General features: G+C 31.7%; 19 protein-coding genes. 3 read left to right on the top strand and 16 right to left on the bottom strand.

All coding sequences use genetic code 11. From position 1 onward, the window contains the following. Positions 1-2: 2 nt before the first annotated feature. The 5 genes from hypF to HKP59_RS02475 all read right to left on the bottom strand — a co-directional run bounded on the left by hypF (position 3) and on the right by HKP59_RS02475 (position 6,530). Positions 3-2,258 (bottom strand): carbamoyltransferase HypF, encoded by a 2,256-nt coding sequence (gene hypF, locus HKP59_RS02495; RefSeq protein ID WP_291803166.1) that lies wholly within the window; start codon positions 2,256-2,258, stop codon positions 3-5. 80 nt (positions 2,259-2,338) lie between these two features. Then, complete coding sequence (locus tag HKP59_RS02490) at positions 2,339-2,881, bottom strand: hydrogenase maturation protease (protein ID WP_291803164.1); 543 nt, start codon at positions 2,879-2,881, stop codon at positions 2,339-2,341. A 1-nt stretch (position 2,882) separates the two neighbouring features. Then, positions 2,883-3,662, bottom strand: a complete 780-nt coding sequence (gene cybH, locus HKP59_RS02485; protein ID WP_291803162.1) for a Ni/Fe-hydrogenase, b-type cytochrome subunit — start codon at positions 3,660-3,662, stop codon at positions 2,883-2,885. A gap of 16 nt (positions 3,663-3,678) precedes the next feature. Further along, complete coding sequence (locus HKP59_RS02480; RefSeq protein WP_291803160.1) at positions 3,679-5,415, bottom strand: nickel-dependent hydrogenase large subunit; 1,737 nt, start codon at positions 5,413-5,415, stop codon at positions 3,679-3,681. Between the two features lie 11 nt (positions 5,416-5,426). Then, a complete protein-coding gene (locus HKP59_RS02475; protein ID WP_291803158.1) occupies positions 5,427-6,530 on the bottom strand; it encodes a hydrogenase small subunit in 1,104 nt (367 codons plus the stop codon). A 262-nt stretch (positions 6,531-6,792) separates the two neighbouring features. Between HKP59_RS02475 and hypA the strand changes: the two genes are divergently transcribed. The 3 genes from hypA to HKP59_RS02460 all read left to right on the top strand — a co-directional run bounded on the left by hypA (position 6,793) and on the right by HKP59_RS02460 (position 8,369). After that, entirely contained in the window at positions 6,793-7,134 is a 342-nt protein-coding gene (gene hypA, locus HKP59_RS02470) for a hydrogenase maturation nickel metallochaperone HypA (RefSeq protein WP_291803156.1), read from the top strand. Positions 7,135-7,146: 12 nt separating this feature from the next. Beyond that, positions 7,147-7,977: a hydrogenase nickel incorporation protein HypB gene (hypB, locus tag HKP59_RS02465; RefSeq protein WP_291803154.1), complete on the top strand. Its 831-nt coding sequence runs from the start codon at positions 7,147-7,149 to the stop codon at positions 7,975-7,977. A gap of 131 nt (positions 7,978-8,108) precedes the next feature. After that, complete coding sequence (locus tag HKP59_RS02460) at positions 8,109-8,369, top strand: HypC/HybG/HupF family hydrogenase formation chaperone (protein ID WP_291803152.1); 261 nt, start codon at positions 8,109-8,111, stop codon at positions 8,367-8,369. Here the strand turns inward: HKP59_RS02460 and HKP59_RS02455 are convergent. From HKP59_RS02455 to HKP59_RS02405, 11 genes are all read right to left on the bottom strand, one after another. Further along, positions 8,366-10,432, bottom strand: coding sequence for a gliding motility protein RemB (locus HKP59_RS02455; RefSeq protein ID WP_291803150.1), 2,067 nt, complete (start codon positions 10,430-10,432; stop codon positions 8,366-8,368). The genes HKP59_RS02460 and HKP59_RS02455 overlap by 4 nt on opposite strands. A gap of 7 nt (positions 10,433-10,439) precedes the next feature. Continuing rightward, complete coding sequence (locus tag HKP59_RS02450; RefSeq protein ID WP_291803148.1) at positions 10,440-11,015, bottom strand: acyltransferase; 576 nt, start codon at positions 11,013-11,015, stop codon at positions 10,440-10,442. 2 nt (positions 11,016-11,017) lie between these two features. After that, entirely contained in the window at positions 11,018-11,761 is a 744-nt protein-coding gene (deoC, locus tag HKP59_RS02445) for a deoxyribose-phosphate aldolase (protein WP_291803145.1), read from the bottom strand. A gap of 113 nt (positions 11,762-11,874) precedes the next feature. Further along, a complete protein-coding gene (locus HKP59_RS02440; protein ID WP_291803144.1) occupies positions 11,875-12,606 on the bottom strand; it encodes an energy transducer TonB in 732 nt (243 codons plus the stop codon). A gap of 218 nt (positions 12,607-12,824) precedes the next feature. Then, positions 12,825-13,544, bottom strand: coding sequence for an energy transducer TonB (locus HKP59_RS02435; protein ID WP_291803142.1), 720 nt, complete (start codon positions 13,542-13,544; stop codon positions 12,825-12,827). A 63-nt stretch (positions 13,545-13,607) separates the two neighbouring features. Continuing rightward, entirely contained in the window at positions 13,608-13,979 is a 372-nt protein-coding gene (locus tag HKP59_RS02430; RefSeq protein ID WP_291803140.1) for a VanZ family protein, read from the bottom strand. Next, positions 13,969-14,349, bottom strand: coding sequence for a glycine cleavage system protein GcvH (gene gcvH / locus HKP59_RS02425; RefSeq protein ID WP_291803139.1), 381 nt, complete (start codon positions 14,347-14,349; stop codon positions 13,969-13,971). Before gcvH ends, HKP59_RS02430 begins: the two co-directional genes overlap by 11 nt. A gap of 19 nt (positions 14,350-14,368) precedes the next feature. Next, a complete protein-coding gene (gene sprA / locus HKP59_RS02420) occupies positions 14,369-21,412 on the bottom strand; it encodes a cell surface protein SprA (protein WP_291803138.1) in 7,044 nt (2,347 codons plus the stop codon). A gap of 3 nt (positions 21,413-21,415) precedes the next feature. Further along, positions 21,416-21,997 carry a Holliday junction branch migration protein RuvA gene (ruvA, locus tag HKP59_RS02415; protein ID WP_291803136.1) on the bottom strand — a complete coding sequence of 194 codons (582 nt, stop codon included), beginning with the start codon at positions 21,995-21,997 and terminating at the stop codon, positions 21,416-21,418. A gap of 40 nt (positions 21,998-22,037) precedes the next feature. Next, entirely contained in the window at positions 22,038-24,311 is a 2,274-nt protein-coding gene (locus HKP59_RS02410) for an NADP-dependent malic enzyme (RefSeq protein WP_291803135.1), read from the bottom strand. A 190-nt stretch (positions 24,312-24,501) separates the two neighbouring features. Next, positions 24,502-25,977, bottom strand: a 1,476-nt coding sequence (locus HKP59_RS02405; protein ID WP_291803133.1) for a molybdopterin dinucleotide binding domain-containing protein, incomplete at its 5' end; no start/stop codon positions are given.

Raw genomic sequence — 25,977 nt, 5'->3', positions numbered from 1 at the left:
TTCTAGTTTTTAATATTTAGGTAGTACATAAGTTGTCCAAATGAACAATTTTCATCGTTTGGTGATAAATTCTTATGAAAATACAAATTTATTTCTTTTGGCGCTAATTCAAGTAACATATCAACCAATGTTGCATTTTGAAAAACACCACCACTACAAGCAACATGTTTGTATTTATTTGATATAGCATTTTCAACAATTACATGTGCCAAAGTGTATAAGAAGTTTAGAATTATACGCTCTTTAGAATTCCCATTTTTGAAATCTACTCCAATATTTTCAATAATTTCTTTTGAAGAAATTCCATTTTCAATAGTATTTAAATAACTTTTACAAGAACTTAATTTGTAATCAATTACCTTATTTTCCATTAAAATTGCAGCCTCTCCTTCATATGAATTGTAATCAACAATATTTAATAATGAACAAACCGCATCAAACAACCTTCCAACAGAAGAAGTTTTTAGAGTATTTGACTTTTTTAAGGTTATATATGTTTTTAGTTCGTTTGAAGTAAATTTTTCAGTAACCAATTCATACTTTTCTTCAGAAATTAAAGACAGTAATGAAACACGAGGTTCTTTTGCCATTTTATCTCCTAACAACCAATCAAAATACTCAAAATGATTTATTCTATCAATCTTATTTTCCTCATAATTAAAAAATTCTCCACCCCAAATAGTGGCATCATCTCCAAAACCAGTACCATCAAAAACTACTCCTAAAACTTTTTCATTAAACAAATTATGTTCTCCCAAAATTGCGGAAAAATGTGCCTCATGATGTTGTACCTCTACTATCGTAGAGTTAGTCTTTTGTGCTAACTCTTTCCCATACTCGGAGCTATGATAATTTGGATGTTTATCTATTAAAATAATACTTGGTTGTTGCTCAAAAACAGTTAGAAACGAACCTGTTGTTTCTATAAAACGGTTATAAACATCATAATTTTCTAGATTTCCAATATACTGGCTTATGTACAAATATTGGTTCGGATAAAAAGCAACACTGCTTTTTAAATCAGCACCCATTGCCAGTATTTTTTCATTAGAATTTATATTGCAATCTAAATAATTTGGAGCTAAACCACGTGAACGGCGAAATAAAATTTGTTGTTTAAATTTAGTGCTAAATTTTACAACTGAATCGTCTTGAGGTTGTTGAATTTTAAGGTTATGCTGTAAAAAATAGTCCGCAACTTCCTTTAATTTTTCAAAAGCATCTTCGTTTTTACTTGTTATTGGAGAACCATAAATATTTCCGCTTGTTGCAACAATTGGAAAGTCTAACTCATTCGCCAATAATTGTAAAATTCCAGTATATGGCAGCATAACTCCAAGTTGTTTTAAGCTTGGAGCTATTGCATTTAATGCTAAATTTCCCTTGTAATTATGGGAAGAAATAATAGTAATTGGACGCACAACTGAAGTTAAACTTTTAAGCTGTTGTTCGTTTAAAATAAACTCCGTTTGAAGCTGTATAAGTGAAGGATACAAAACTGCAAAAGGCTTTTTCGGTCTATTTTTTTTTACTCTTAATTTATTGACAACCTCCTCATTATCAGCTTGACAACATAATAAATATCCACTTGTGTTTTTAATTGCTATTATATGCCCATTTGAAAGTAAATTATTAATTTTTTGAAACAAATTTAACTCTGAAGTTTCTACTATTTCTCCTTTTTTATTAATCAATTTTAATGAAATACCACAAGTTGAACAGGTATTCGTTTGTGAATGAAAACGCCTATTACTTGGATTCATATATTCATCTTCACAAGTTGTACACATTGGAAATTCATGAATACTAGTGTTTTTTCTTTCAAAAGGAAATGTTTCGGTTATTGCATATCTTGGTCCACAATTAACACAGGTTGTAAAAGCATAATTATAGCGATGATTATTAGTGCTTTTAATATCGTTTTTACAATCTTCACAAATAGCAAAATCAGGAGTTAATGGTAAATTTAATTGTCCATCTTTACTTGAAGGAATAATTTTAAAATCCTCAAAATTTTGAAATTCAATCTCTACTATTGAACTCTCTTTTATAGAGGAAACCGGCGGAGGAAAATTTAATAATTTATTGTAAAAATCTTTAACACACTTTTCTATTCCTGAGACATAAATAATTACTCCTATTTCATTATTTGACACTGAACCAGACAACGAAAATTTTAACGCCCAATTATACACATGTGGTCGGAAACCAACACCTTGAACCAATCCGGAAATTAAAATTTTATATGTTTTAAGCATGAAGGAAACAAAAATTATCCCTATAAAATTACAATAATTTAAAGAATTTATAGGGATAATTTAAAGAAATAAAGCGTAATCTAAGTTGCTTTGTTTATTAATATTTTGCTTAATATTTCAGTAATTTTATCGGTTAAATTATGTATGCTATTTTGAACTTCGTTTGTTAAAGTTATGGTCATAGGAATCATTTCCTTTATTGAAACAGTTACTAATATAATTTTTGGTAATTGTCCTTGAAACTCTAACGCTTCAATCATATCTTTTAAACCAACATCATGAGCACTTAAAATACTTGGAAAATCAGCCGCAAATTTTGGGTATAACACACCAATTGTTCCTGGCGGTCTTTTATCCATAGTTGCATCAATAAAAATAACTAACGGATATTGAGATAAAATTGGCATTAAATTGAAACTTCCTGTTCCTCCATCCATAATATCTACATTGCTTGGCAAATCTAATTTGCTTAAAGCATGTATTGCATGAACTCCAACTCCTTCATCACCCATTAAATAGTTACCAATTCCTAGCACTAAAATTCTATCTTTTTTATCACTTTCTAAATAATTATGGGTTTGATAAAAAAGCTTTTGTAATTCAATTACATCATCTGAAATCATATTATTCTTTTGTTTCTTCTATATCAGTTTCTATAGTTTTTCCTTCTCTCATTTGTTCTGTTGCTCTTTTTATAATTTCAGATTCTGTTTCTTTAACTCTTTCTGAACGAATAAACTTAAAACCACTAAACATTGAAGATGCTTCTCCTCTTGCTTCCACATAATCATGGAATAAAACTAAATATACATGAATTATTGCAAAAGCCATAAATACCCAAGTCAAAATATGGTGTATATATCTGGTTAAAATATCACCACCAAGCATATTAGAAACCCACTTAAACATATTTGGGAACCACCAATCTGAAGTATCAGCAATTAAAGCTAAGCCTGTCACAACTTGAACTATAAAAAACAAGGCCATAATGAAATAAGAGAATGCTGCTAAATAATTGTGCCCAATACTAATATTGTGTAATTTATGCTCTTTGTCTTCCATTAAAAATATATCAACCTTTAGCACGTGAAATATATTTTTTAAACCTTTTTTGGTGTAAGGAATAAAATTACGCCAGTTAGCAAATTGATTTCCAGCAAATGCCCAATACAATCTAAAAATAGAATTTGCGATTAATAAATAAGCTGTAATAAAATGAATCGCCCTTACATAACCAAACCAATGAGAATTTGTTGCCTCTACATTTGTATTGATTGCTGGAGGGTCCGCAATAATAAAACCTGTTATAGTTAACACTAACATTGAAAATACAGTTACCCAATGAAATAGTCGCACAGGCAATTCCCATACATATACTCTTTTAAAATTAAATGTTGTTGCCATTACTTACAAGTTTAAATTAAATACTACAAGATCCATCAAGTTGAACTTGACTTACATGCTTACCGTGTTCATCATATAAATGTACAGCACAAGCTAAACAAGGATCAAATGAATGTATGGTTCTTAAAATTTCTACTGGATTTTCTGGATCTTCAATAGGAGTTCCAATTAATGCTGATTCATAAGCTGACATTTGACCTTGAGGGTCTCGTGGTCCTGCATTCCAAGTTGTTGGAACTACCATTTGATAATTTTCTGTTTTTCGGTCTTTAATTTTAATCCAATGAGCTAAACCACCTCTAGGAGCTTCCATATAGCCAACTCCTTTAGCTTCTTTTGGCCAAGTTGTAGGATCCCATTTTTCCATATTAGCCATTCGGGTGTCTCCATTTTTAATATTTCCAATTAATTGGTCGAAAAATTCAAGACCCCAATCTGCTAATAATTTAGATTCTAATCCTCTAGCTGCAGTTCTACCAAGTGTTGAAAGTAATGCAGATACAGGAACATCTAAAGCTTTCAAAGCGCCATCTACAACATTTTTATACTCTGGTATTCCTTTAGCATACCCTATTAACATTCTTGACAATGGACCAACTTCCATTGGTTTTCCTTGCCATCTTGGTGTTTTTACAAAGCTATATTCTTTATCAACATCTAAATAATCATATGGTGGTTTTGGCCCTGTATAATTAATATCTGTTTCTCCATCATAAGGGTGTAAACCAACTTCATTTCCATCTTTATAATTATACCAAGATTTATTTACAAATTCTTGAATTTCACCAGTGTTTTCTAGGTCAACTTCGTGAACTTTACTTAAATCTCCATTTAAAATTACACCTTGTGGCCATTTAAAACTAGCAGGATTTCTATAATGATCGGTTGGTAAATCTCCATAAGATAAATAATTATTGAATTTAGAGCCTCCTATTGCTCCCCAATCTTTATAGAAAGATGCAATTGCTAATAAATCTGGAACATAAACTTCATTAATAAATTTATGTGCATCTTTTAATAATTGACCTACGTAAGCCAATCTTTCAGTATTTAAACCTCCAGCATCATTTACATTAATTGCACTAGCCATACCTCCTACTAAGAAATGAGGATGTGGATTTTTACCACCCAAAATGGTATGAACTTTTACAATTTCTTTTTGCCATTCTAGTGCTTCTAAATAATGTGCAACTGCTAATAAATTAACCTCTGCAGGTAGTTTCATTGCTTTGTGCCCCCAATAACCTTTGGCAAAAATTCCTAATTGGCCACTGTCAACAAACTTTTTAATACGTGTTTTTACATCAGAAAAATAGCCTGGTGAACTATTTGGCCATTTTGATATACTTTGAGCCAATTCAGATGTTGCTTTTGGATCAGCATTTAAAACTTGAGTTATATCTACCCAATCTAATGCGTGCAAGTGATAAAAATGAACCACGTGATCTTGCATTGCATGTGATACTGTGATAATATTTCTTGCAATCTCAGCATTTGGTGGAATTACAATATCTAATGCGTCTTCTACTGATCTAATTGAGGCAATTGCGTGTACTGTGGTACAAACCCCACAAGTACGTTGCACAAATGCCCAAACATCTCTAGGGTCCCTATTTTGAACTATCTTTTCCATTCCTCGAACCATTGTTGAAGACACATAAGCATTTGTTACTTTACCTTCAGTAATTTCTGCTTCAACACGTAAATGTCCTTCTATTCGAGTAATTGGATCTATTACTATTCTATTTGCCATGATTAGTTATTTTAAGCTTTAATATTTCTTTCGTTTTCCTCACCACATTCTTCTGCTTCACGTAATTCTTTTTTCTTTGCGATATTGGTTGCTAGCGCATGCACAACAGCAGCTCCTGCTGCAACTCCAACTGTAACTTTTCCAATAGTATCCGCTGAAGATTCAATTCCTATGCCTGGAATATTCATTAATCTTTCAGTAAATGGACTATTGTCCCAGAAGTCCGGCTCACTGCATCCAATACAAGGATAACCTGATTTAATAGGGAAACTAACACCGTTATTCCATCCCATAGATCCACAAGCATTATAAGAAACTGGACCTCTACAGCCTAATTTATATAAACAATATCCATCTTTAGCTTCTTGGCTATCAAAACTTTCTGCATATAAACCTGCATCAAAATTTGGTCTTCTATAGCACGTATCGTGTACTCTCTTTCCATAAAATTGTTTTGGTCTACCTAAAGAGTCTAATTCTGGAAGTCTTCCAAACGTAGCGTAATGCATAACTACACCTGTCATAACCTCCGCTATTGGAGGACAACCTGGAACTCTAATTATTGGTTTATCTTTTATAATTGCATCTACTGGAACAGATCCAGTTGGGTTTGGATGTGCAGCTTGTACTCCACCCCAAGATGAGCAACTACCAAATGTAAGAATTGCAGCAGCACCTGCAGCAGACTCTTTCAAAATATCAATTGCTGTTCTACCTCCTATTGAACAATAAACGCCATCATCTTTCATCGGGATAGCGCCCTCAACTACTAAAATGTAATTTCCATAATTCTCTTTCATTGACTCTTGCTTTGCTTCTTCTGCATTATGCCCTGAAGCTGCCATTAAGGTTTCCGTATAATCTAATGAGATATGATCTAAAATTAAATCGGCAACCAAAGGGTGATCCGATCGAATAAAAGATTCTGAGCAACCTGTACATTCTTGGAAATGCACCCAAATAACAGGTATACGCTTTTTGGTTTCCATTGCTTTAGTAACTTGACCAATCATTGACGCCTCAAATCCCATGAAGGCGGTCATATAGGTTGTAAACTTAATGAAATCTCTACGTGAATATCCTTTTTCTATGATACTTTCATAATAGGTTTTCATTTTTTTAGAAGAGTTAGACATATGCAAAATTTTAAGTGTTATTTAAAAGTAGTATGCTCTTCATATATATTACAAAAAAGCACCGAACTAAATTATAACAAATTATTTAATTTAACAACCATAACAATCTAATATAGAATGATTTAAAATAAGGTAATTTTATCTTTTATTGTAACAATTGTTACCTCTTTTACGTTTGTGATTTTTATAAATTGCTTTCCAATTATATAATTTGTAATTTTGAGTTTATCGTTTTAAAGTTATGCATGAATTATCTATAGCAATGGGAATTGTTAAAATTGCAGAAGATGAAACTGCAAAAGCAAACATAAATACAGTTACAAAAATTGAGTTAGAAATTGGTACTTTATCTGGAGTTGAAATAGATTCTTTAAATTTTGTTTGGGATAGTGCAGTTAAAAATACCGTGCTTGAAAAAGCTGAAAAACAAATTTTTATTATCAAAGGAAAAGGAAAATGTGCTGATTGTGATACTGAATTTAATATGAATAAAATTTATGATTGCTGCCCTAATTGTGGAAGTAATTTTAAAGGTATATTGCAAGGAAAAGAATTAAGAGTAAAAGCGTTAGAAGTAATTTAAATAGTTATAATTATGTGCGGAACTTGTGGCTGCGGATCAGATTCAAATGGTCCAACAATAATAAAACCTGGAGAACATAAACATACTCATCACGAACATCACCATCATCACGATGGGCATTCTCATTCTCATGGTGATCACGACCATCATCACGATGGGCATTCTCATTCCCACAGTCATTCTAACGACCCGAAGCATAAAATTTTAGAAATTGAACAAGATATATTACAAAACAATGAGGTTTTAGCAGCTAGAAATAGAGGTTTCTTTGAAGCCAAAAATGTTTTTGCTTTAAATTTAGTAAGTTCTCCCGGATCTGGAAAAACATCTATTCTAGAGCGTACTTTGGCCGATTTAAAAGATGAAATACCTTTTTATGTTATTGAAGGGGATCAACAAACACTAAATGACGCAAATAGAATTGATGCCTTATCAATACCTGTAATTCAAATCAACACAGGAAAAGGTTGTCATTTAGAAAGTGATATGGTTTTTGATGCTGTAAAGCAATTGGAAATGAAAAATGATTCTATTTTAATGATTGAGAATGTTGGGAACTTAGTGTGTCCATCTATGTTTGATTTGGGTGAAAACAAACGAGTTGTAATTATAAGTACTACAGAAGGTGAAGATAAACCGATTAAATATCCTGATATGTTTCATACTTCAGATATTTGTATCATCAATAAAATAGATTTAATTCCATATTTAAATATTAATCTTCAAAAATTAAAGGATTATGCCTTACAAGTAAATCCTAATTTGCAGTTTTTTGAAGTGTCAGCAACTACAGGCGAAGGTATGGAAAATTGGTATAAATGGTTACGAGAAAATATCTCTTAGCTAGTCTTTTTTGCGTTAGTGATTGAAATGGTATCCTTTTTTTAAACTAAGCAAAAAAAAGATATAACGAAAAGCGCAACCTGAAAAGGAACGCCCAAAATAATTAATTGAATTTAGAAACTTGAAAAAATATGTGTTTATCAATTCCAGGAAAATTAATAGAAATCACCTCTCAGTTAGATGAAACTTTTAGAATTGGAAAAGTATCTTTTGACGGTATTTTAAAAGAAGTTAGTTTAACTTTAGTACCAGAAGCAAACGTGGGCGACTATGTGATGGTTCACGTAGGTGCCGCAATTTCTACCATTGACGAAGACGAAGCTAAAAAAACGTTTGACCTCTTAAAAGAATTAGGAGAACTCCACGATTTGGATGTTGCAGAAGGTAATTAAAAATCAAAATTCCAATTAAACACATCGGTCCTTAAACCAAAAGAAACCCATGTTGAATTGGTTTTGTCAAATGCACCTGTTGGCGCATCTGGATTGAAGTTTCTAAAAGTAATTCCTCCAAACAATTTTAAGTTAGTTGATGGATTTACCAAATAACCAACTTGTAAATCACCTATAAAAACAGTTGCCGTATTACCTTGTCCAATTTCATTTTGATAATCTGAAGCTCTATTATCATTATCTGCAAAAACATTTCCGCCATAACTAAATGTATCTGATCCGTTATTAAAATCGAATCCTTTTTCACCAATTATTACTTTTGAATTTACAAACCATCTATCCTTTGTATATCTAGCAATTCCTATCACTTCTTTAAAATTCGATCCCCACAAATGGGCTAACGGTTGATTGTTATGACCGTAATTTAAATTTAACTCATCATGAGAATAAGTATATGGCCTTACCGCATTGTACTCTGCTTGTAAGTATAAGTTATTAATTTGAAATGCATTATGGTATTTTACTCCAAATTGAATACCATATTTATTTGCCCACCAACCATTACTTCCTGTTATTTCAGAACCTCTAAAATCATCTAAGATAAGTTGTGAGTACAATGAAAGATTGGTTTTTAATTTATATTTTAAACTCAATCCTAGCAAGGTATTTCCAGCTCTAGATCCAGTTGAAAACTCAGCAGCTGTGTAAAAAATAAGCGGATTTAGATAATTTACATCAAAACCTCTATCGTTTGTATCTTCCCAAATAACAGTTTCAAACAATCCAATATTTAATTTTTTAGTGGCATTCCAACTTAAATAATGAATCGCCATAAACTTTTGTCTATAAGCACCATCAACTGTTAATTCTGGTCTAACATCTTGCATCCACATCCATAAATTCGTGTATTTTATTTTCCAGAAATTAGTATTTATCTTAAAATATGGGTATGGTGATGCCACATCAGACAAAAATAATGAACGATACCCATCACCAATAAAGTTTTTACCATTTCCAAATTGAAAATTAAACGTACTATTTGGCGTAAATGAAATATAAGCTTCAGCAACTGGATAGTCATAAGCATCTGAATTAAATTCTTTTGCAATCCCACGTCCTGGAATCATAGCGGGGTTACCACCATCTGGCCTTAAATATTCAGCGTACTTATTCACATAATCTGCAAATCGTCCCTGACTTTCATAAAAGCTAGTTGAAAAATTAAACTTTTTGCCAATTCCACCATTGATATGAATTGCTCTAGTATTGTTAAATGTGCTAATGCCTTCACTATCATTTCCAATTTGTAAATCTGCTCCAGGATCAACCGTAAACCAAAAATTGTCTCCTTTCACAAAAGCCATATGCTCATTCAATAGCTTTTTACCAAACCAAGTAGATTTTGGTTTTATTAGTTTATTTTTTTGCGCATCTAAATCTACATATTTAGTAACTTCAGCATATACATATGGTTTTACTGCTGTATGTGAATTATACGTTTGATTTAAATAATAATCGTAGGAATTATATTCTGCGTGTGTAAAAGGTATATTTAATTCGCTTTTATGTTCAGGAAATAATGTGTTTATTGCTGCCTTTTTAAACGGCTCCTCTTGAATTTGAAGAACTTTAACTTTTTCAACTTTCTCGGCAATTACTTCTTGAATATTATTTTTTAACGGAATAGCTAATGGGAAAACAAACTGCATTTCAATAGGATGATTATTGAATTTTGCAGGTGTAATTCTAGGCAAAGTTGCAAAAACTCTCTCAACTTCAGTTTTTAATTCCTTATAAGGTGAATTAACATAAATTACTTTGAAATCACCAGACGTAGTAACTAAAAAAACAATATTTACAGTACCATTAAAATTTTCTTGTTGTATACTTTGGGGTATATTAAATTCGTTTACAATCGCTCTTTTAACTTCATTTTTAAAACAAGAGGGCATCTCAGAAACATCAACTTCAATACAAGCTTCAAAAACAGGATATTTTTCTGTTTGAGAAAAACCTGAATAGACAGAAAAGAGGAAAATAAAACTAAAAATAAATTTCTTCATAGTTACATTACAAGAGTTTCGTTATTTTATTATTACTCAATTTATATTTTTCACTACTCTCTTTACAAGTTGCTATATTATTTTCATCGAAATCTAATCTATGACCATATTCACTAATCCAACCTATTTGCTTGGATGGATTTCCAACAACCAATGCATACGGTAAAACCTGTTTTGTTACTACTGCTCCTGCACCAATAAAAGCATATTCACCTATTTCATTTCCACACACAATTGTTGCATTTGCTCCAATACTCGCTCCTTTTTTAACTAAAGTTTGTGAATACTCTCCACGTCTAACAATGGCACTTCGTGGATTTATAACATTCGTGAATACCATAGAAGGCCCTAAAAAAACATCATCTTCGCACACTACCCCAGAATAAATAGAAACATTGTTTTGTACTTTTACATTTTTACCCAGAACAACATTAGGTGAAATAACAACATTTTGACCAATATTACAATTTTCTCCAATTTTTGAATTTGGCATTATATGACTAAAATGCCAAATTTTAGTTCCTTTACCAATGTCACAGCCTTCATCAATTACAGCTGTCGTATGTGCAAAATAATCTTCCATCTTTAATAACCTTGCTTTCCAATACCACCATCAGCAATTAACTTTGCAGATGAAGTTCCTATACGTGTAACACCTAATTCAACCATTTTTACAGCGTCATCAAAACTTCTAACTCCTCCAGCAGCTTTTGCAGGCAGCGGCTTTGCGTTTTCTACTATTAATTTCATTGCTTCAAAAGTTGCTCCATTAGGCTTACCTTCTTCCGTTTTATAAAAACCTGTAGATGATTTTACAAATACTTTAGCAGCTTTTTCTTCTCCAAAATTATCCAGTACCACATCTCTAATTAATTGTGTTATTGAAATAATTTCTTCATTGGTTAAAGCTGCAATTTCAATAATCCACTTTGCAACTTTATTATTGTCTAAAGCTAGTTTAGTACCTTTATACACTTCCGCTTTTACCAAATTAATCTTTCCTTCTTTAAAAGCATCATAATTTACAACATAATCTAATTCATCCACATCATTGTCAATTGCTATTTGAGCTTCATCTAATTTTTCACTGGTACTATTTGTCCCTTCATGAAAACCTATTACCGTACCTATAAATGTTTCAGAATTAGCTTTTTTCACTATTTCACGAGCCATTGCAACAAATTGCGGTCGAATCATAGCTAAAACAAAATTATTTTCAATTGCTTCAACAACTAACTCTTGTACATTTTTTTTAGTCGCTTCTTCTGAAATGTTAGCCTGCACAGCGGTTTTTAAATATGTAGAATCTAAATATTTATTTACTTTCATATTTCTATTTTATTTTACGAAAATACTAATTTACAAAACATAATAGTTTATAAATTAACTTTAGTTCATAAAAAAATCCCGCATATGCGAGATTTTTAAAACATCTTTTATATTTATTCAACTTTAAAAACAATTGGCAAACCATACTTAACACCTACCGGTCTACCTCGTTGTCTACCAGGTGTAATATGTGGAAGTAACTTAATCACTCTAATGGCTTCAGCTTGCAGTTTTTTATGAGGTGCTCGTGCTTGAATATCTACAATATCTCCATTTTTATCTATTTTAAACATTACAAAAATTCGTTGAATTGTTCCTTTCTCAAGACCAAGATCTGATGCGAGCTCAGCATTAAACCTTTTTGAAACAAACTTAGTCATCTGTGAAGAAAAGCAAGCTCTAAGTTCTGAATTATTACCTGAACATCCAGGGAAAACTGGAACATCTTCTATAACCATAAAAGGAACATCTTCTACCACTTCCTCTTCTTCTACAACTGAAATGACATCTTTATCAATATCTATTACTATGGCATCTGTTTCATCGGTTTCTGTGGACTCTATAAGTGTTTCTATAACCTCCACTTCATCTTCAACTTGTACAATTTTATCTGGTAACGTTAATTTTGCAGGTGGTTTAATTTCTGGTTCAAGAACTTTAACTTCAATATTCTCTTCAGTATCATCCACAATTGTATAATTTCCAACAATTTCTTTGATAGGATTCGGATACGATTTCATATTCATAAATTCATAAACAATAAATAAGGACAATACCAATCCTAATTGGATTAATATTTTACTATAATTTTCGAGGGCGGCGTTTGGATATTTTTTAATTTGCATTTTGCCTTGTTTTAAGTTAAACAAGAATTACTTCTAAAAACTGCTTTACAGTATATAGTATAATGCAAGAAATTGGAAAATGAAATACTTATAGTGCAATATCTTGCAAGATAATTATCATACTAAAGTTACGATAATTTTACCTTAAAAACAATATTTCATAAAAAAAAGGCTCAACCAATTAGTTGAGCCTTTTTTAATAATATGCTTTTGTACTTTTATTCTACTTTAAATGCAATTGGCAAACTGTACTTTACGCCTACCGGACGTCCACGTTGTTTTCCTGGAGTCATTTTTGGTAATAAATTTACAACTCTAATTGCCTCTTCTTGTAATCTTTTGTGCGGTGCACGGGCCATTACATTAGTAATGTTTCCTGTTTTGTCAATTTTAAACATTACAAAAATTCGCTTTACACCAGGTGACAAACCTAAATCTGAAGCTAAATCAGAATTAAATTTTCTATTTACGTGTTTTGTAATTTTCTCCTGTAAGCAAGCTCTAAGTTGATCTTTATTTCCTTTACAACCTGGATATACTGGTACATCTTCAATAATTGCAAAAGGTACATCTTCCATAACCTCTTCTTCTTCTTCAACCTCAATAATTTCTTCAACTTCAACAGCTTCATCTTCATCTGTTTCAGTAGATTCAATTACCGTCTCTTCAACTTCTTCCTCATCTTTAACTACTTCAATAACATCTGGAGCTGGAGGTGGTGGTGGTTTAACCTCTGGTGGTTTAACTATTTCGAGTTCTAATTGTTCTTCCTCATCTTCCATATTTAAAACTACAGGACCAAGGTCTCCAATAACTCTATCATATGTCTTTTTTTCAATTGCTAAGTAAACTACAAGTAGTGCTAAAACTAAACCTAGTTGCATAAACAACTTACTGAAATTTTCTAGATTTGCTTTTGGATTCTTTTTAATTTGCATATGTAAAATATTTTAATAGTGTGCTAATTTAATAATTTTAATATATTAAACAAGTATATTTTTTTATTTCATTCTATTTTTAAAGAAAAATCCTCTAAAAAAAGCCCAAGCGATTATAATTCCAATAAAATTTGCAATAATATCTAACAAATCAGCCTGTCTATATGAAGTTAAAGCTCCTTGTAAAACTTCAATAATTATGCCATAAAAAAACACAGCAACAATTATTAAACTTTCTTTGATTTTTAGCTTTACACTTTTATAAAAAGCTAATTGCCAACTTAATGTTAATGCAAAATAAGCTGAGAAATGCAATATCTTATCAATAAAATTAACTTGAGGTAATTTAATGGCATTATCTAATGAAATTAAACTACCTACCGAAATTAAAATTGTTAAAAAGAATGCTATAAAAAAATAAAAATTACGCTCCAATTAGCTCTTTATATTCTTCGGCTGATAATAATTCATCTATTTGAGAAGCATCAGAAATAGAAATTTTAATCATCCATCCTTCTCCGTAAGGGTCTGAATTTACTTTTTCCGGTTCATCTTCTAAACCCTCGTTAAAATCGGTTACTTCACCAGTTAAAGGCATTAATAAATCTGAAACAGTTTTCACTGCTTCTACAGATCCAAAAACATCTTCTTTTTCTACAGTTTCATCAACCGTGTCTACATCGACGTAAACAATGTCTCCCAATTCGCTTTGTGCAAATTCGGTTATACCTATTGTAGCTGTTTCACCATCAATTTTAACCCATTCGTGGTCTTTAGTGTATTTTAATTCTGCTGGAATATTCATTTTTATTTATTTATATTAATTAATTTCCTAAAACATATCTAACGCTTAACCCTGAACTTACTGATTGTCTAGGGAAAGTAGTTGAAATAGCATATTGAGATGAGCTCTGATCAAAGTAAAAAGATGCAGTTAAACTTTTACTAACAGCATAATCAGCGAAAAATTTTAAAGACAACAAACGCTGACCTCCCGTCACTTGATTATTATCTTGATCTATTGCTCTAATTATTGTAATATTATCTCTTAATGATATATCTGCTCTTAAATTTAAATCTCCTTTTAATTTAGTTAAATCGCCTCCAAACCTAAATTTCATTGCTAAGTCTTTTATTCTATATCCAAGTCCTACAACATATTCTGTGCCTTTTATTTGAGTAATTGTATTGTTATTAAAATTTAGTGTTAAACCCCTATCTTTATTAACTCTACCACTAAAAGAAAATGAATTTTTCATTTTTACATCTACTTTTAAAAGAGGTGAAAATTCTTCTATTAAATTAACATTTGTAAAAAGTGTTTTATTAAAATAGTTTCCAACAATATCGGTTTCTGCATAAGGGTCCTCTGCATTATATTCTAAGTTATTACTAAAGCTTGTAATTGAATATAATGAGTTATAACTATGAGACATTGAAAAGCTCCTAAAATGTTTTTTAAACCATTTCAGTTTCATAAATCCTTTATAATTCAATTTCCAGCCAGGGATTGGAATACTTTTAAATGCTTTCAAACTTACTTTTGATGCATCTTGGCCTGAATATGCGGCAATAAATGCAGGAAGTGAAACTTGTTGACTTGTGTCTCCGAAACCACTAATTGGTTGTCCAGATTCTAAAGCTAAACGTTCGGCTATTATTGCTCTATTTGCTTTAAATTCCTCAAAATTAACATCACTATTTTTAAATGATGTTTTTAACATATTATAACTAATACTAAAGTTTCCAAATTGAGTGATTGGAGAATTTGTATTTAAAATATTATCTATAACATCTAATTGTTGAGATGTACTTTTAGTGAATGTTTTATTTCCTCTAAATTCTAAATCAAAATCGTTAAAAGGTTCAACAGTAATTATTCCATCTAATTTGTTAAGATGTGTTCTGCTATACGTTCTATTGTAATACGGATCATCTGCACCCCGAGATAATAACCAGCCATTTTCAACAGCACGTTGTCTAATATCAATTTGACTACCAAATACAAAACCAAATGTAGGTGCTGGACTTCCTGAAAAATTATCTTGCCCTAAAAATCCAACTTCCGGTAAATAACCAGGTAAAAATGTACCATTATTTTCTGAATAATTAATACGAGCTTTTTTTACTGATGTTAGCAAATTGTAAAACGTTTGGCCTATTTTACCTCCTAGTGATTTATTCTTTTTAGCACTAACACTTCTTGGAGCATTTGGCATTTTAGGATTCGTTCTATTAGCAGGAGCCGGTTTTTTAGTAAACAACTTTTCTAATCCAATTGTTTTGTAAAACTTATTAAAATCTATGTCAGTTCCAAAAGTATAGGTATTCGCATTTTGAATTACATTACCTATTTTATCAACATAAGACTGTGATGCTGCTTGCCAATCAAAATCTGCTGTATATGCATAATCGGCTTTTATAAAATCTAAGTATGGAAGTTTATTAATTGGAATATTATAAGTAGCACTTAAAGTTTGGTGATAATGATTTGGCCTCCCAAGATTAAAAAAGTTATCCATAAGTTGAATATCGTCTGAGGCTTCAAAATCATCATAAATAAAATGATTTGCTGCTCTAAAATTAAACTGCAACGATTTTGTTAAGTTATAACCAATATTATAATCCCAATCAAACATAAAGCGTCGCTGCTTTAAGGTAGGTAATTCTGGTAAACCTTCTATTAAACTTCTTGATAACTGTTCGTTATAACTGCGAATAATATTTGAATTTACAGAAATAGTTGAAGGCAATAAATTTAAATTAAAGTCCTTAATTAATCGTAAATACTTACTATTTAATAACTCCCAATTTTTAAATGGTTCAATACTTTTACTCTCAAAACTGTAATTATAATTTGCTGAAGCCCGAACATTTTGATCTACGTATTTCTGAATATTATAATCTTTGTGGTACGTTTCACTAAAAGCATATGAAACAGATACGTTTTCTACATTATAAAATTTAGGTTTTTTTGTAGATTCAGGATTATAATCTTTTCTTACGTTAATTAAACTTATACTTCTTCTCTTTGTATAATCTCTTGAATTTTTACTATTTGGATTTATATCAGCTGCATCTTCAAAAAGAACATCTTGATATTGAGGATCGAATTTTGGATCTTTAAATTCTTCTGAAATACTATAATTTAAAGGTAATTTTATTCCCCACTGTTTTGGTAACAACTGCCCAACGTTTATGTTGGTTACCACATCATATAGTTTTGTTTCCTCTTGACTACGTTCATTCACTCGTTGCTCTATTCCACCAAAACCTTTTGTTTCCATTCTACCCGTTACTGAAACACTTGCAAAATCAGCAAAATTGGCATCAGCACTTACAACACTTGCCCAACCACCTTGATTATCAAATTCTGAAACTCGCATTTCATTGAACCACACTTCAGCACTTTGATTGGTATTTGTTACATTTTTTACACCAAGCAGAATGGTTCTAATATTTGATAAATTTGGATTTCCTTTCACTCTAATTTCATAACCTTCAAGACCTTCTATTGGTGATAAAACTCCTTCGGCTGGAAATACAACATTAGGCGCTATAGCAGCCTCTAAACGCAAGAGTTTAAGTTTCCCTAAATATTCTAAAAAAACATCTAAGTTATTCTCCTCTGGCCAAATTTCTAGTGGTGTTGATACTCCATAATCTGAAATTGAAAGTGATTTCTCAATTTGATAATAGTTGTCATTTAAATCGCTACCAACTCTAACAATTGCTTTTAATTCATCATTTTGAACTTGAGGTTTTGTTTGAACACCTTCGGCATGTAAAAATAATTCTAAGCGCTTATACATCCTTAAATCAACACTTACATTTTTAAATATAGCTCTAGTCTCATTGGGTTCTAAATCTGTAACTTTTACAGTTAAAGCTTGTTCATTTTGTTGTTGTAATGTTGTACTTCCTCTTAATATTTCACGCTGAATTCCTGGAGGTAACACATAAGGTATAGGGGTTCTATCTTCGTTTTCTTGAATGTTTACAACTCCAACTTCAAAATTTTGTAATTGCGGATTGGTTAACTCTTGTGGCGGTACAATAGCATCGTCTAATGTTTTGGTATAACGTCTCCAATCTCCTCTCACTAATTCTAATTCACCAAAACGCAAAACAATCGGCATTTTAAATTTTGTTAAAAACATTCGCATAAAGCGAATAGAATTAAATCCTGAAATATCGTTTACAACCTCGTCTGGACTGTTTACCTGTATTCTGAACTGTAACCATCTAAATTGCTTAGTACTTCCATCTTCAAGCTGAACCGACACATTCTTTTCATCAACAATATTATTTTGTCCAACAACTAAATCGTTTTTATTTAATGATACTTTGTATTGATAATAACTTTCTACAGAATTCATTGTTTGATCTCTATCAATATCTTCAGTATCTGGAAAAGTTGTTGCTGAAGTTGGATAGTTCTCGGTTGATAAATTACTTGTAGGTGAGTTTCCTTGTGTGTTGTTATACTTTTTGTAGCGAGTTAAAATTGAAGCGTCATTTGCATCGTACTCGAAACTTCTAAAATAAGAATAATTATCATTTGCAGGATCTGGGCCAAAAGCAGTTCCAAAAAGTTGTAATTCTTCTTCATCATTAATACCATCTAAACCTATATCTTGATTTAATCTTTCATCATCATTATCACTAAATGCATATAATAAAGACTGACTTGTTGGTATTTTACCCCAAATAGTTGGATCTGTGTTTAAAACACTTAGAGGATTTTCAGGTAATCCATTTTCATACATCTTTCTACCATCTTTCAAAATATCTTCAGAAATATTTCCTAAGTTAAAATATAACTCTCCAACTTGATTTTCAGGATTCATAGGATCCACACCTACTGGTAATCCTTCTTCATTTGTAATGGAATAGTGGTCGTACGGATCCATTAACCAAAATTGAATATATTCAACATTTGATTGTTGAAAATTAGTCGTGGTTAAGGCTCTAGTAATTCCTCCCCATCTATCTTCAGGATTAGTGAATTTTCCATCTACACCAACATTGTTAGTGTCATAATTATAACTCCCTCTTTCATTTGGAAAGTATGCCAAATCCATAGTTCTAACAATGGTAGATTGTGTTAGATCTAAATCTTGTTCAGGAAATAATTCTTCAAACCTAACAGTTCTAACTTCAGCTCGAGAAAGTTCTAAATTATCAATATTTCCAGGTTTTAAAGTTGAACCTCCATAAAACAAAGGGTCAATTATATACCAAGCTAGTCGCGCCCTTTTGTATCCATAGGATAAATCGGTAGCATTTCCTCCAAAATCAAAATTTGATTGAAATTGAGGCGTACTAGACGCATGCCATTGTTGAATGGATTTAATTTCTAAAGGTATTTGAGATCCTTCAAAATCATCAACATAAGATGTTGCTTCTCCTTCAAGCTCAATTCTTTTTGGTGAACCTGGAGCCAAATAAGCAAAATCTCCTCTAATTGATATATTCGATGCAACATCAGTATCAATGTTTGGCAATTTATTTACCCACTTTGTTAATTTTGGAACTTCTGTTCCATAACTAGCATTCAATCCAAAAATAGTATTATTAATTGGTTCTTGCCCAAACAGAGCCTTTTGTGTAAGTGGTCTTTCATTTAAGTTTAAAATTGTAACCCCAGCAATAAAATCATCAGAAAATTTATGCTCAATATCAATTCCTAAAAAACGTTTTGTTTGCAAATTAAACGCGGCATTATTTTCAACTGAAACTTGAATTGGCGCATTTGAAGCTTCTAAACTTGGATTCACAATTTGAACTCTACCCATTTGATAATCTACAACATAATCGATTCCTTCAACTAATTCTCTACCTCCGGTAGTAACTCGAACAGAGCCTTGAGGTACATTAAAAGCGCCTAGTGGAATTCCATTAGCACTTTCTGATTTATGATATCCTTTTATTAAATATTTATCTTTTTGTTGAAAATCATTTTTAGCTTCAATCTGAGTTCTATCATATAACTCATTAAAAATATAAACTTGATCATCGGGATTACTTAATTTACTCTCTAGATCTGCACCAAATGGTTCTACTGTTGGAAAAATAATGTATCCTTTTTCTGAATTTACTGTAGACCCTTCAACATAATCAAAATAACCATCTCCTTCTGGTGTTAGAAACTGATTTTGATCAAGCCTATCAATGTTGAATAAATTTAATAATGTTCTGTCCGAAGCTCCAGCTGTTTGGGCATTTTGAAGTACATTTATCGGAACACCTGTAGCATCATCAGCATATAATAATTCCAATCTAAAACCTTCAGACTGCATTCTATAGGTTTGTAAAGAATATATATTTTTCATCATCAAATCCCAAATAGGAATTTGTGTACTAATAATCTCACTTCGCAATAATTTCACAACAATATTATCTGGTGCAATTATCCCATCACTAGACAACTCTCCAACTCTATAAACTTTTGATTCTCCACTTACAGTATACTCAAAGGCAACAGCTAGCACGTCATTATCAGCCAGTCTTCTGTTTAATGAAATAACACCCAATTGAGGATGAATTGAATATTCATCCGGTCGTAATTTTATTGCATTTTCTAAAACCGAATAATCTCTTCCTTGTTGCATTGAAAAAGGTGCTAACCCATCACTAACTGTAGCAATTTTTCTTACCGCATTTGAAGTTGTTAATATTGTTGAGATATCATTTGATTCATTTTCTGGTAAAAGTGAACCTGGAACGGGAATAACATTTGCTGGACCAATATTTGTTGGGTCTCCCTCCCCTAAATCTGCAACACCAACAATATTTCGAATGTCAACTGTTGATGCAACTCTATTAGTTACCCATACCTCAACTCTAGTAATATTAATTGGGCTATTAATTAATGGATACTCTTTTAAAGCATTATTATAAGCATCTCTAAAATATTGAGCTAAAAAAAAGTGTCTATTTTGATCGTAATCTGTCGCTTGTAATTCAAATTCTTGAATGGTTGAACCACCTTGAGCGGCTACTGATCTTGTTTGTGATTTTTGCTCAGCAAATACACCCGTTACCGTAGTGTTGCCAAATTTCATTTGTGTTTTTACTCCAAATAAACTTTGTGCCCCTACAATTAATGAATTTTTTAAAGGCATACTCACATTTCCTACTTCAACTTTTTGAAGAATATCATCTTCAGTAGGAGTAAATTCAAGTTTTATTTGATTTTGGAAATTAAATGTTGATTGCGTATCGTATTGCGCACCAACTTTTAGCCTAGTTCCAACTTTTGCTGAAATGCTTGCACTAATTTCTTGATTAAAATCGAATGTAAAACTACTTCTATTGCGCTCTGACAACTGCGGATTGTCAACTTTTTGATAAAGCATTCCTAGCCTAACTAAAACAGATCCTTGTGCATTTACTTCAATTGTATTTCCTCCAAAAACAGATTCAAAAAAACCTGAGTTCACGTAATAGGTTGGTAATAAGTTTTTTTGAGCATCCTCACTTCCAATTTTTTTACTATTGGTGGCACTAATTTTTTTCTTATAGTACTCAAGCATATCTTTTTTAAGTCTATACTCTTTGTACTCTTCTTGATTCATATAAATTGGGCGTTTCACATAATAATTACCCATTTTTTCAAGAATTAAATATTTACCTATCTCTGCATCATAAATAATTTCAGTTTTAGTAGGGTCAGATAAGTACAAACTACCCTTTTCTAAACTAGAAAAAGGATATTTTAATTTAAGCGTATCGTTGAGCTTTACAATTTTAGTAGTATCTGCAATTTTATCAACTGAAGTTGTTTGTGCTTTTACTGCGAATTGAATAAACAACGCTATAAAAAATACAATATGTGTTTTAAATATAAATTGCTTGTTCTTCAAATCCTATAAGTTTTTAAGCGCTTTTTTTATTAAAATTTCAACATTAACAGCTGAATCTTCTAATAAAATTTTATCTAATACTTTTTCTGATTGCTTTTTATTAAATCCTAAGACTTCTAATGCAGATAACGCTTCAATTTTATTCGTATTGCTTTCAACAAAAGAAACTTCATCAATTGCAAAGGTTTTTGAAATTTTATCTTTCAAATCTACCAATACACGCTGTGCAGTTTTAGTTCCAATTCCTTTTACAGATTGAATAACTCCAACATTTCCTGAGGCTATAGCTTGCTGAATTTCATCAGTAGACATAGATGATAGCATGGTTCGCGCAATACTTGGTCCAACACCAGAAACAGATATGAGTAATTTAAAAATTTCTCGCTCTATTTTGTTAATAAACCCAAATAGTGTGTGTGAATCTTCTTTTACTGACAAATACGTATATAAAAGAACTGACTCTTCATTAGGTAAAAGAGAAAACGTATTTAAAGAAATGTTTAGCCAATAACCAACCCCACCTACTTCTAACACGACGTAAGTGGGGTTTTTTTCTACTAATTTACCTCTTAATTGGGTTATCATATTTTACCTTTTTAATAAACCCAAATGTAACAAATAATTATTAATTTTTTACTTTTTCTTGAGCATGAACGATCGCTACACAAGCAATATTTACAATTTCATCTACACTTGCTCCAAGCTGAATAATGTGAACTGGTTTTTTTAGTCCCATAATAATTGGCCCAATAGATTCTACATTATTAAATTCTTTCATTAATTTGTATCCAATATTGGCCGATTCTAAACCTGGAAAAATTAAACCATTAACCTTTTTACCGTTTAATTTAGAAAAAGGGAATTTTTCTTTTAACATCGCTGGATTTAAAGCAAAGTCTGCTTGTAAATCACCATCAACAACTAGGTCTGGAAATTTATTGTGAGCTATTTTTGCTGCTTCACCAACTTTTTCAGCTGCCGAAGAGTTTGAAGACCCAAAGTTAGAAAATGACAACATTGCTAAATTTGGATCAAATCCAAACATTTTCATAGATTCGCTTGTCATATAACAAATATCTGCTAATTCTTCAGCAGTAGGATTGATATTAATAGCTGTATCAGAAAAGAACATTGGTCCTCTTTTGGTAATCATAATATTTGTTGCGGCAATTTTTTTAACACCCTCTTTTTTACCAATTAGTTCAATCATTGGCTTAACTGTTGCTGGGTAACTTCTTGAATAACCTGTAACCAATGAATCTGCTTCTCCTTCATTCACCATCATTGCTGCAAAATAATTACGTCCACGCATTAATCTTTGAGCTGCTAGTAATGTAATTCCATTTCGTTGTCTTTTTTCCCAATAATGTTTTGCAAACCTATGTCTTCTTTCTTTTTCTTCTAAAGCCGTAGGATCAATAATCGGTAAATCAACATCAAAATTAATTTCATTCATTAATTCTTTAATAATAGTCCTATCCCCCATTAAAATTGGTTTTCCAACTCCTTCATCATAAACAATCTGAGCTGCCTTAAGAACATTCAAGTGATCTGCTTCAGCAAAAATGATAGTTTTTGGGTTTGATTTTGCTTTTGCCATTAATCGTCTTAACAACTTATTTCCTGTTCCTAATCTCTCAGCTAAAGCTTCTTTATAAGCATCCCAATCTGTTATTGGATTTTTTGCAATACCAGATTCCATTGCAGCTTTTGCAATTGCCGGTGGAACTTCCGTTATTAGTCTATGATCAAAAGGCTTTGGAATAATATATTCTCTACCAAATTCAATATGTGATTCTCCATAAGTAATATTCACCTGTTCTGGCACTGGCTCTTTTGCTAAATTAGCTAATGCATGAACTGCCGCAATTTTCATTTCCTCATTAATTCCAGTAGCTCTTACATCTAATGCTCCTCTAAAAATAAATGGAAACCCAAGTACATTATTTACCTGATTAGGAAAATCTGAACGTCCAGTAGCCATAATAATATCCTTTCTAGTTTTTACAGCTAAATCATACTCAATTTCTGGAGTAGGATTTGCCATTGCAAAAACAATAGGATCTTTAGCCATAGTATTTAACATTGCAGGAGTTACAACATTACCAACAGACAGTCCTATAAAAACATCTGCATCAATCATAGCCTCCTCTAAAGTATGTAAATCTCTATCTGTTGCAAATTCTGCCTTTTGTTGAGATAAATTTTCAATATCTCTTCTAATAACACCTTTGCTGTCGCACATCACAAGGTTTTCTCTTTTTGCTCCTATTGCTAAATACAATCGAGAACAAGAAATTGCTGCTGCTCCAGCACCATTTACTATAATTTTAATCTTTGATATATCCTTCCCTGTAATTTCAACAGCATTTTTCAGAGCTGCTGCTGAAATAATTGCAGTTCCGTGTTGATCATCATGCATTACAGGAATATCTAACTCTTCTTTTAACCTGCGTTCAATTTCAAATGCTTCAGGAGCTTTAATATCTTCTAAATTAATTCCACCAAAAGTTGGCGCAATATTTTTAACAGTTTCAATAAATTTTTCAACATCATGAGTGTCAACTTCAATATCAAAAACATCTATATCTGCAAATATTTTAAAAAGTAATCCTTTTCCTTCCATCACTGGTTTTCCTGCTAGAGCACCAATGTCACCTAATCCTAAAACTGCTGTCCCGTTAGAAATAACAGCAACTAAATTACCTTTTGCTGTATATTTATAAGCATCATCAGGGTTTTCTTCAATTGCTAAACATGGTTCTGCAACACCTGGTGAATAGGCAAGTGACAAATCACGTTGAGTTGAATATTTTGTTGTTGGTACTACTTGTATTTTTCCTGGAGTAGGAAACTCATGATATAGTAAAGCCTCACTCTTTTTTTTAGAATTGCTCATAATACTTATTGTTTATTTTTAACTAAGAACAAAGTTAGTCATAATTGATATGTGCTAATTATGATAATTATCATATACCAAAATACAAATGTTACATTAGACAACGTTTAGAGCAAACTTATTCTCTCATTCTTCCTTAAAATTTAGAATGGAATATAAAAAAATCCCGCTAAAGCGGGATTTTTTTGAGTTACTTATCTTCTTTTGGAATGTAATAGCATCCTCCTTCTGTTTTATCAGGTGTAAAAGCTCTGTTAAACCAAAGTGGTCTTCGCTCTCCGTTTGGTCCTGGAGCAGGTCTAGTCATCGCTAACCATTCTTTATATACTTCGTGAGATTTATTCGTGTCAACAAAAATATCACCATATTTTTCACCTTCTTTAGGTTTCTCAATTCGAACACGTTGATGCCAAGTATGCATACCACTAATAGGATCAGGATGAACTGCATGTGTTATATTTTGATGCACACCTCCATCTTTCCAAAAAATTCGTTTTGAATCTTTATCATGTGATTCAAATGGTTTAATTCCTGAAATTGTATTCATTTTCCAACCGCCTTTGCCATCTCCTTCAATATTAACGGTATTTGTAGCCCAACGGTTTCCAATCTTATCTTGAGGTCTTCTCCATCGTCCAATATGATGAGAACAAGCAACAACTCCTGGCTTCATACTTTGTGTCACCCAAACTTTATCAATAAAATAACCGATATCTGTATTTAATTTGACTAAATCGCCTGTTTGGAATCCCCATTTCTTAGCGTCATCTGGATGCATCCAAATTGGGTTTCTATTAGAAATTTCTACTAACCATTTGGCATTTCCTGAACGAGAGTGAATTAATGTTGGTAATCTAAAAGTAGGTACTAATACATATTCCCCTATAGATTTATCCAATACATCATTATGGATATGACTTTTAATATACTTTGGTGTAGCATATTCGGGCCATTTCCAATCTACCATGGTTTGCGAATAAAATTCGTTTTTACGAGATGGAGTTGGGAAACCTACACATGGTTTTCCTTTGATCATAACTCCAATCGCTTTACCATCTTTTAAAATTACATCGGTCTTTGGATCTACTTTTGTGCCTTTTAGCTGATCATCACTAAGCAGATTTTCGTTCATTTTGTAGGATTCACCCTTTTCAATTTCGAATGCTCCGTACTTTTTCATGTATTCTAATGCTGCAAATTGCCCAGTGAATCCATCTGCTTTGGCAGCTTCATTTAAACCTTTGATTCTTTCAAATATATATTGGTAATACTCGTCAATTGTAATTTTTTCTCCTGGTCTGTAAGGCGACTCAAATGTTTTTCTGATTCCCATGCTTCCGTCAGGATCAATTCTCCAAGATAATTCAATGAAAAATTCATCTTCTTCCCATACTTCCCCTGGATTAGCTTCATAAGTTAATTTCACAGGTTTTCCATTTCTTCTAGCAGCTTCTCTCAATACTGGTTGACGAAAAGCAACCCAAGTTCCACCGTGAGTGGCATAACTATTTAAATCGTGACGTTCAGAGGCTAATCCCATTGGTAATACATAATCTGCATAAAATGCAGTTTCATTCCAAGTAGGAGTTAGTGCTGCGTGCAATCCAAATTTACTTTCATCTTGGAACATTTCCATCCACGTAAATCCATCAGGATACGTCCAAAC

The organism is Lutibacter sp. (assembly GCF_013041805.1).
Classification (GTDB): Bacteria; Bacteroidota; Bacteroidia; order Flavobacteriales; family Flavobacteriaceae; genus Lutibacter.
Note: the sequence above shows the minus strand (reverse complement) of the source record. Positions and strands in the feature narration are given on the sequence as shown.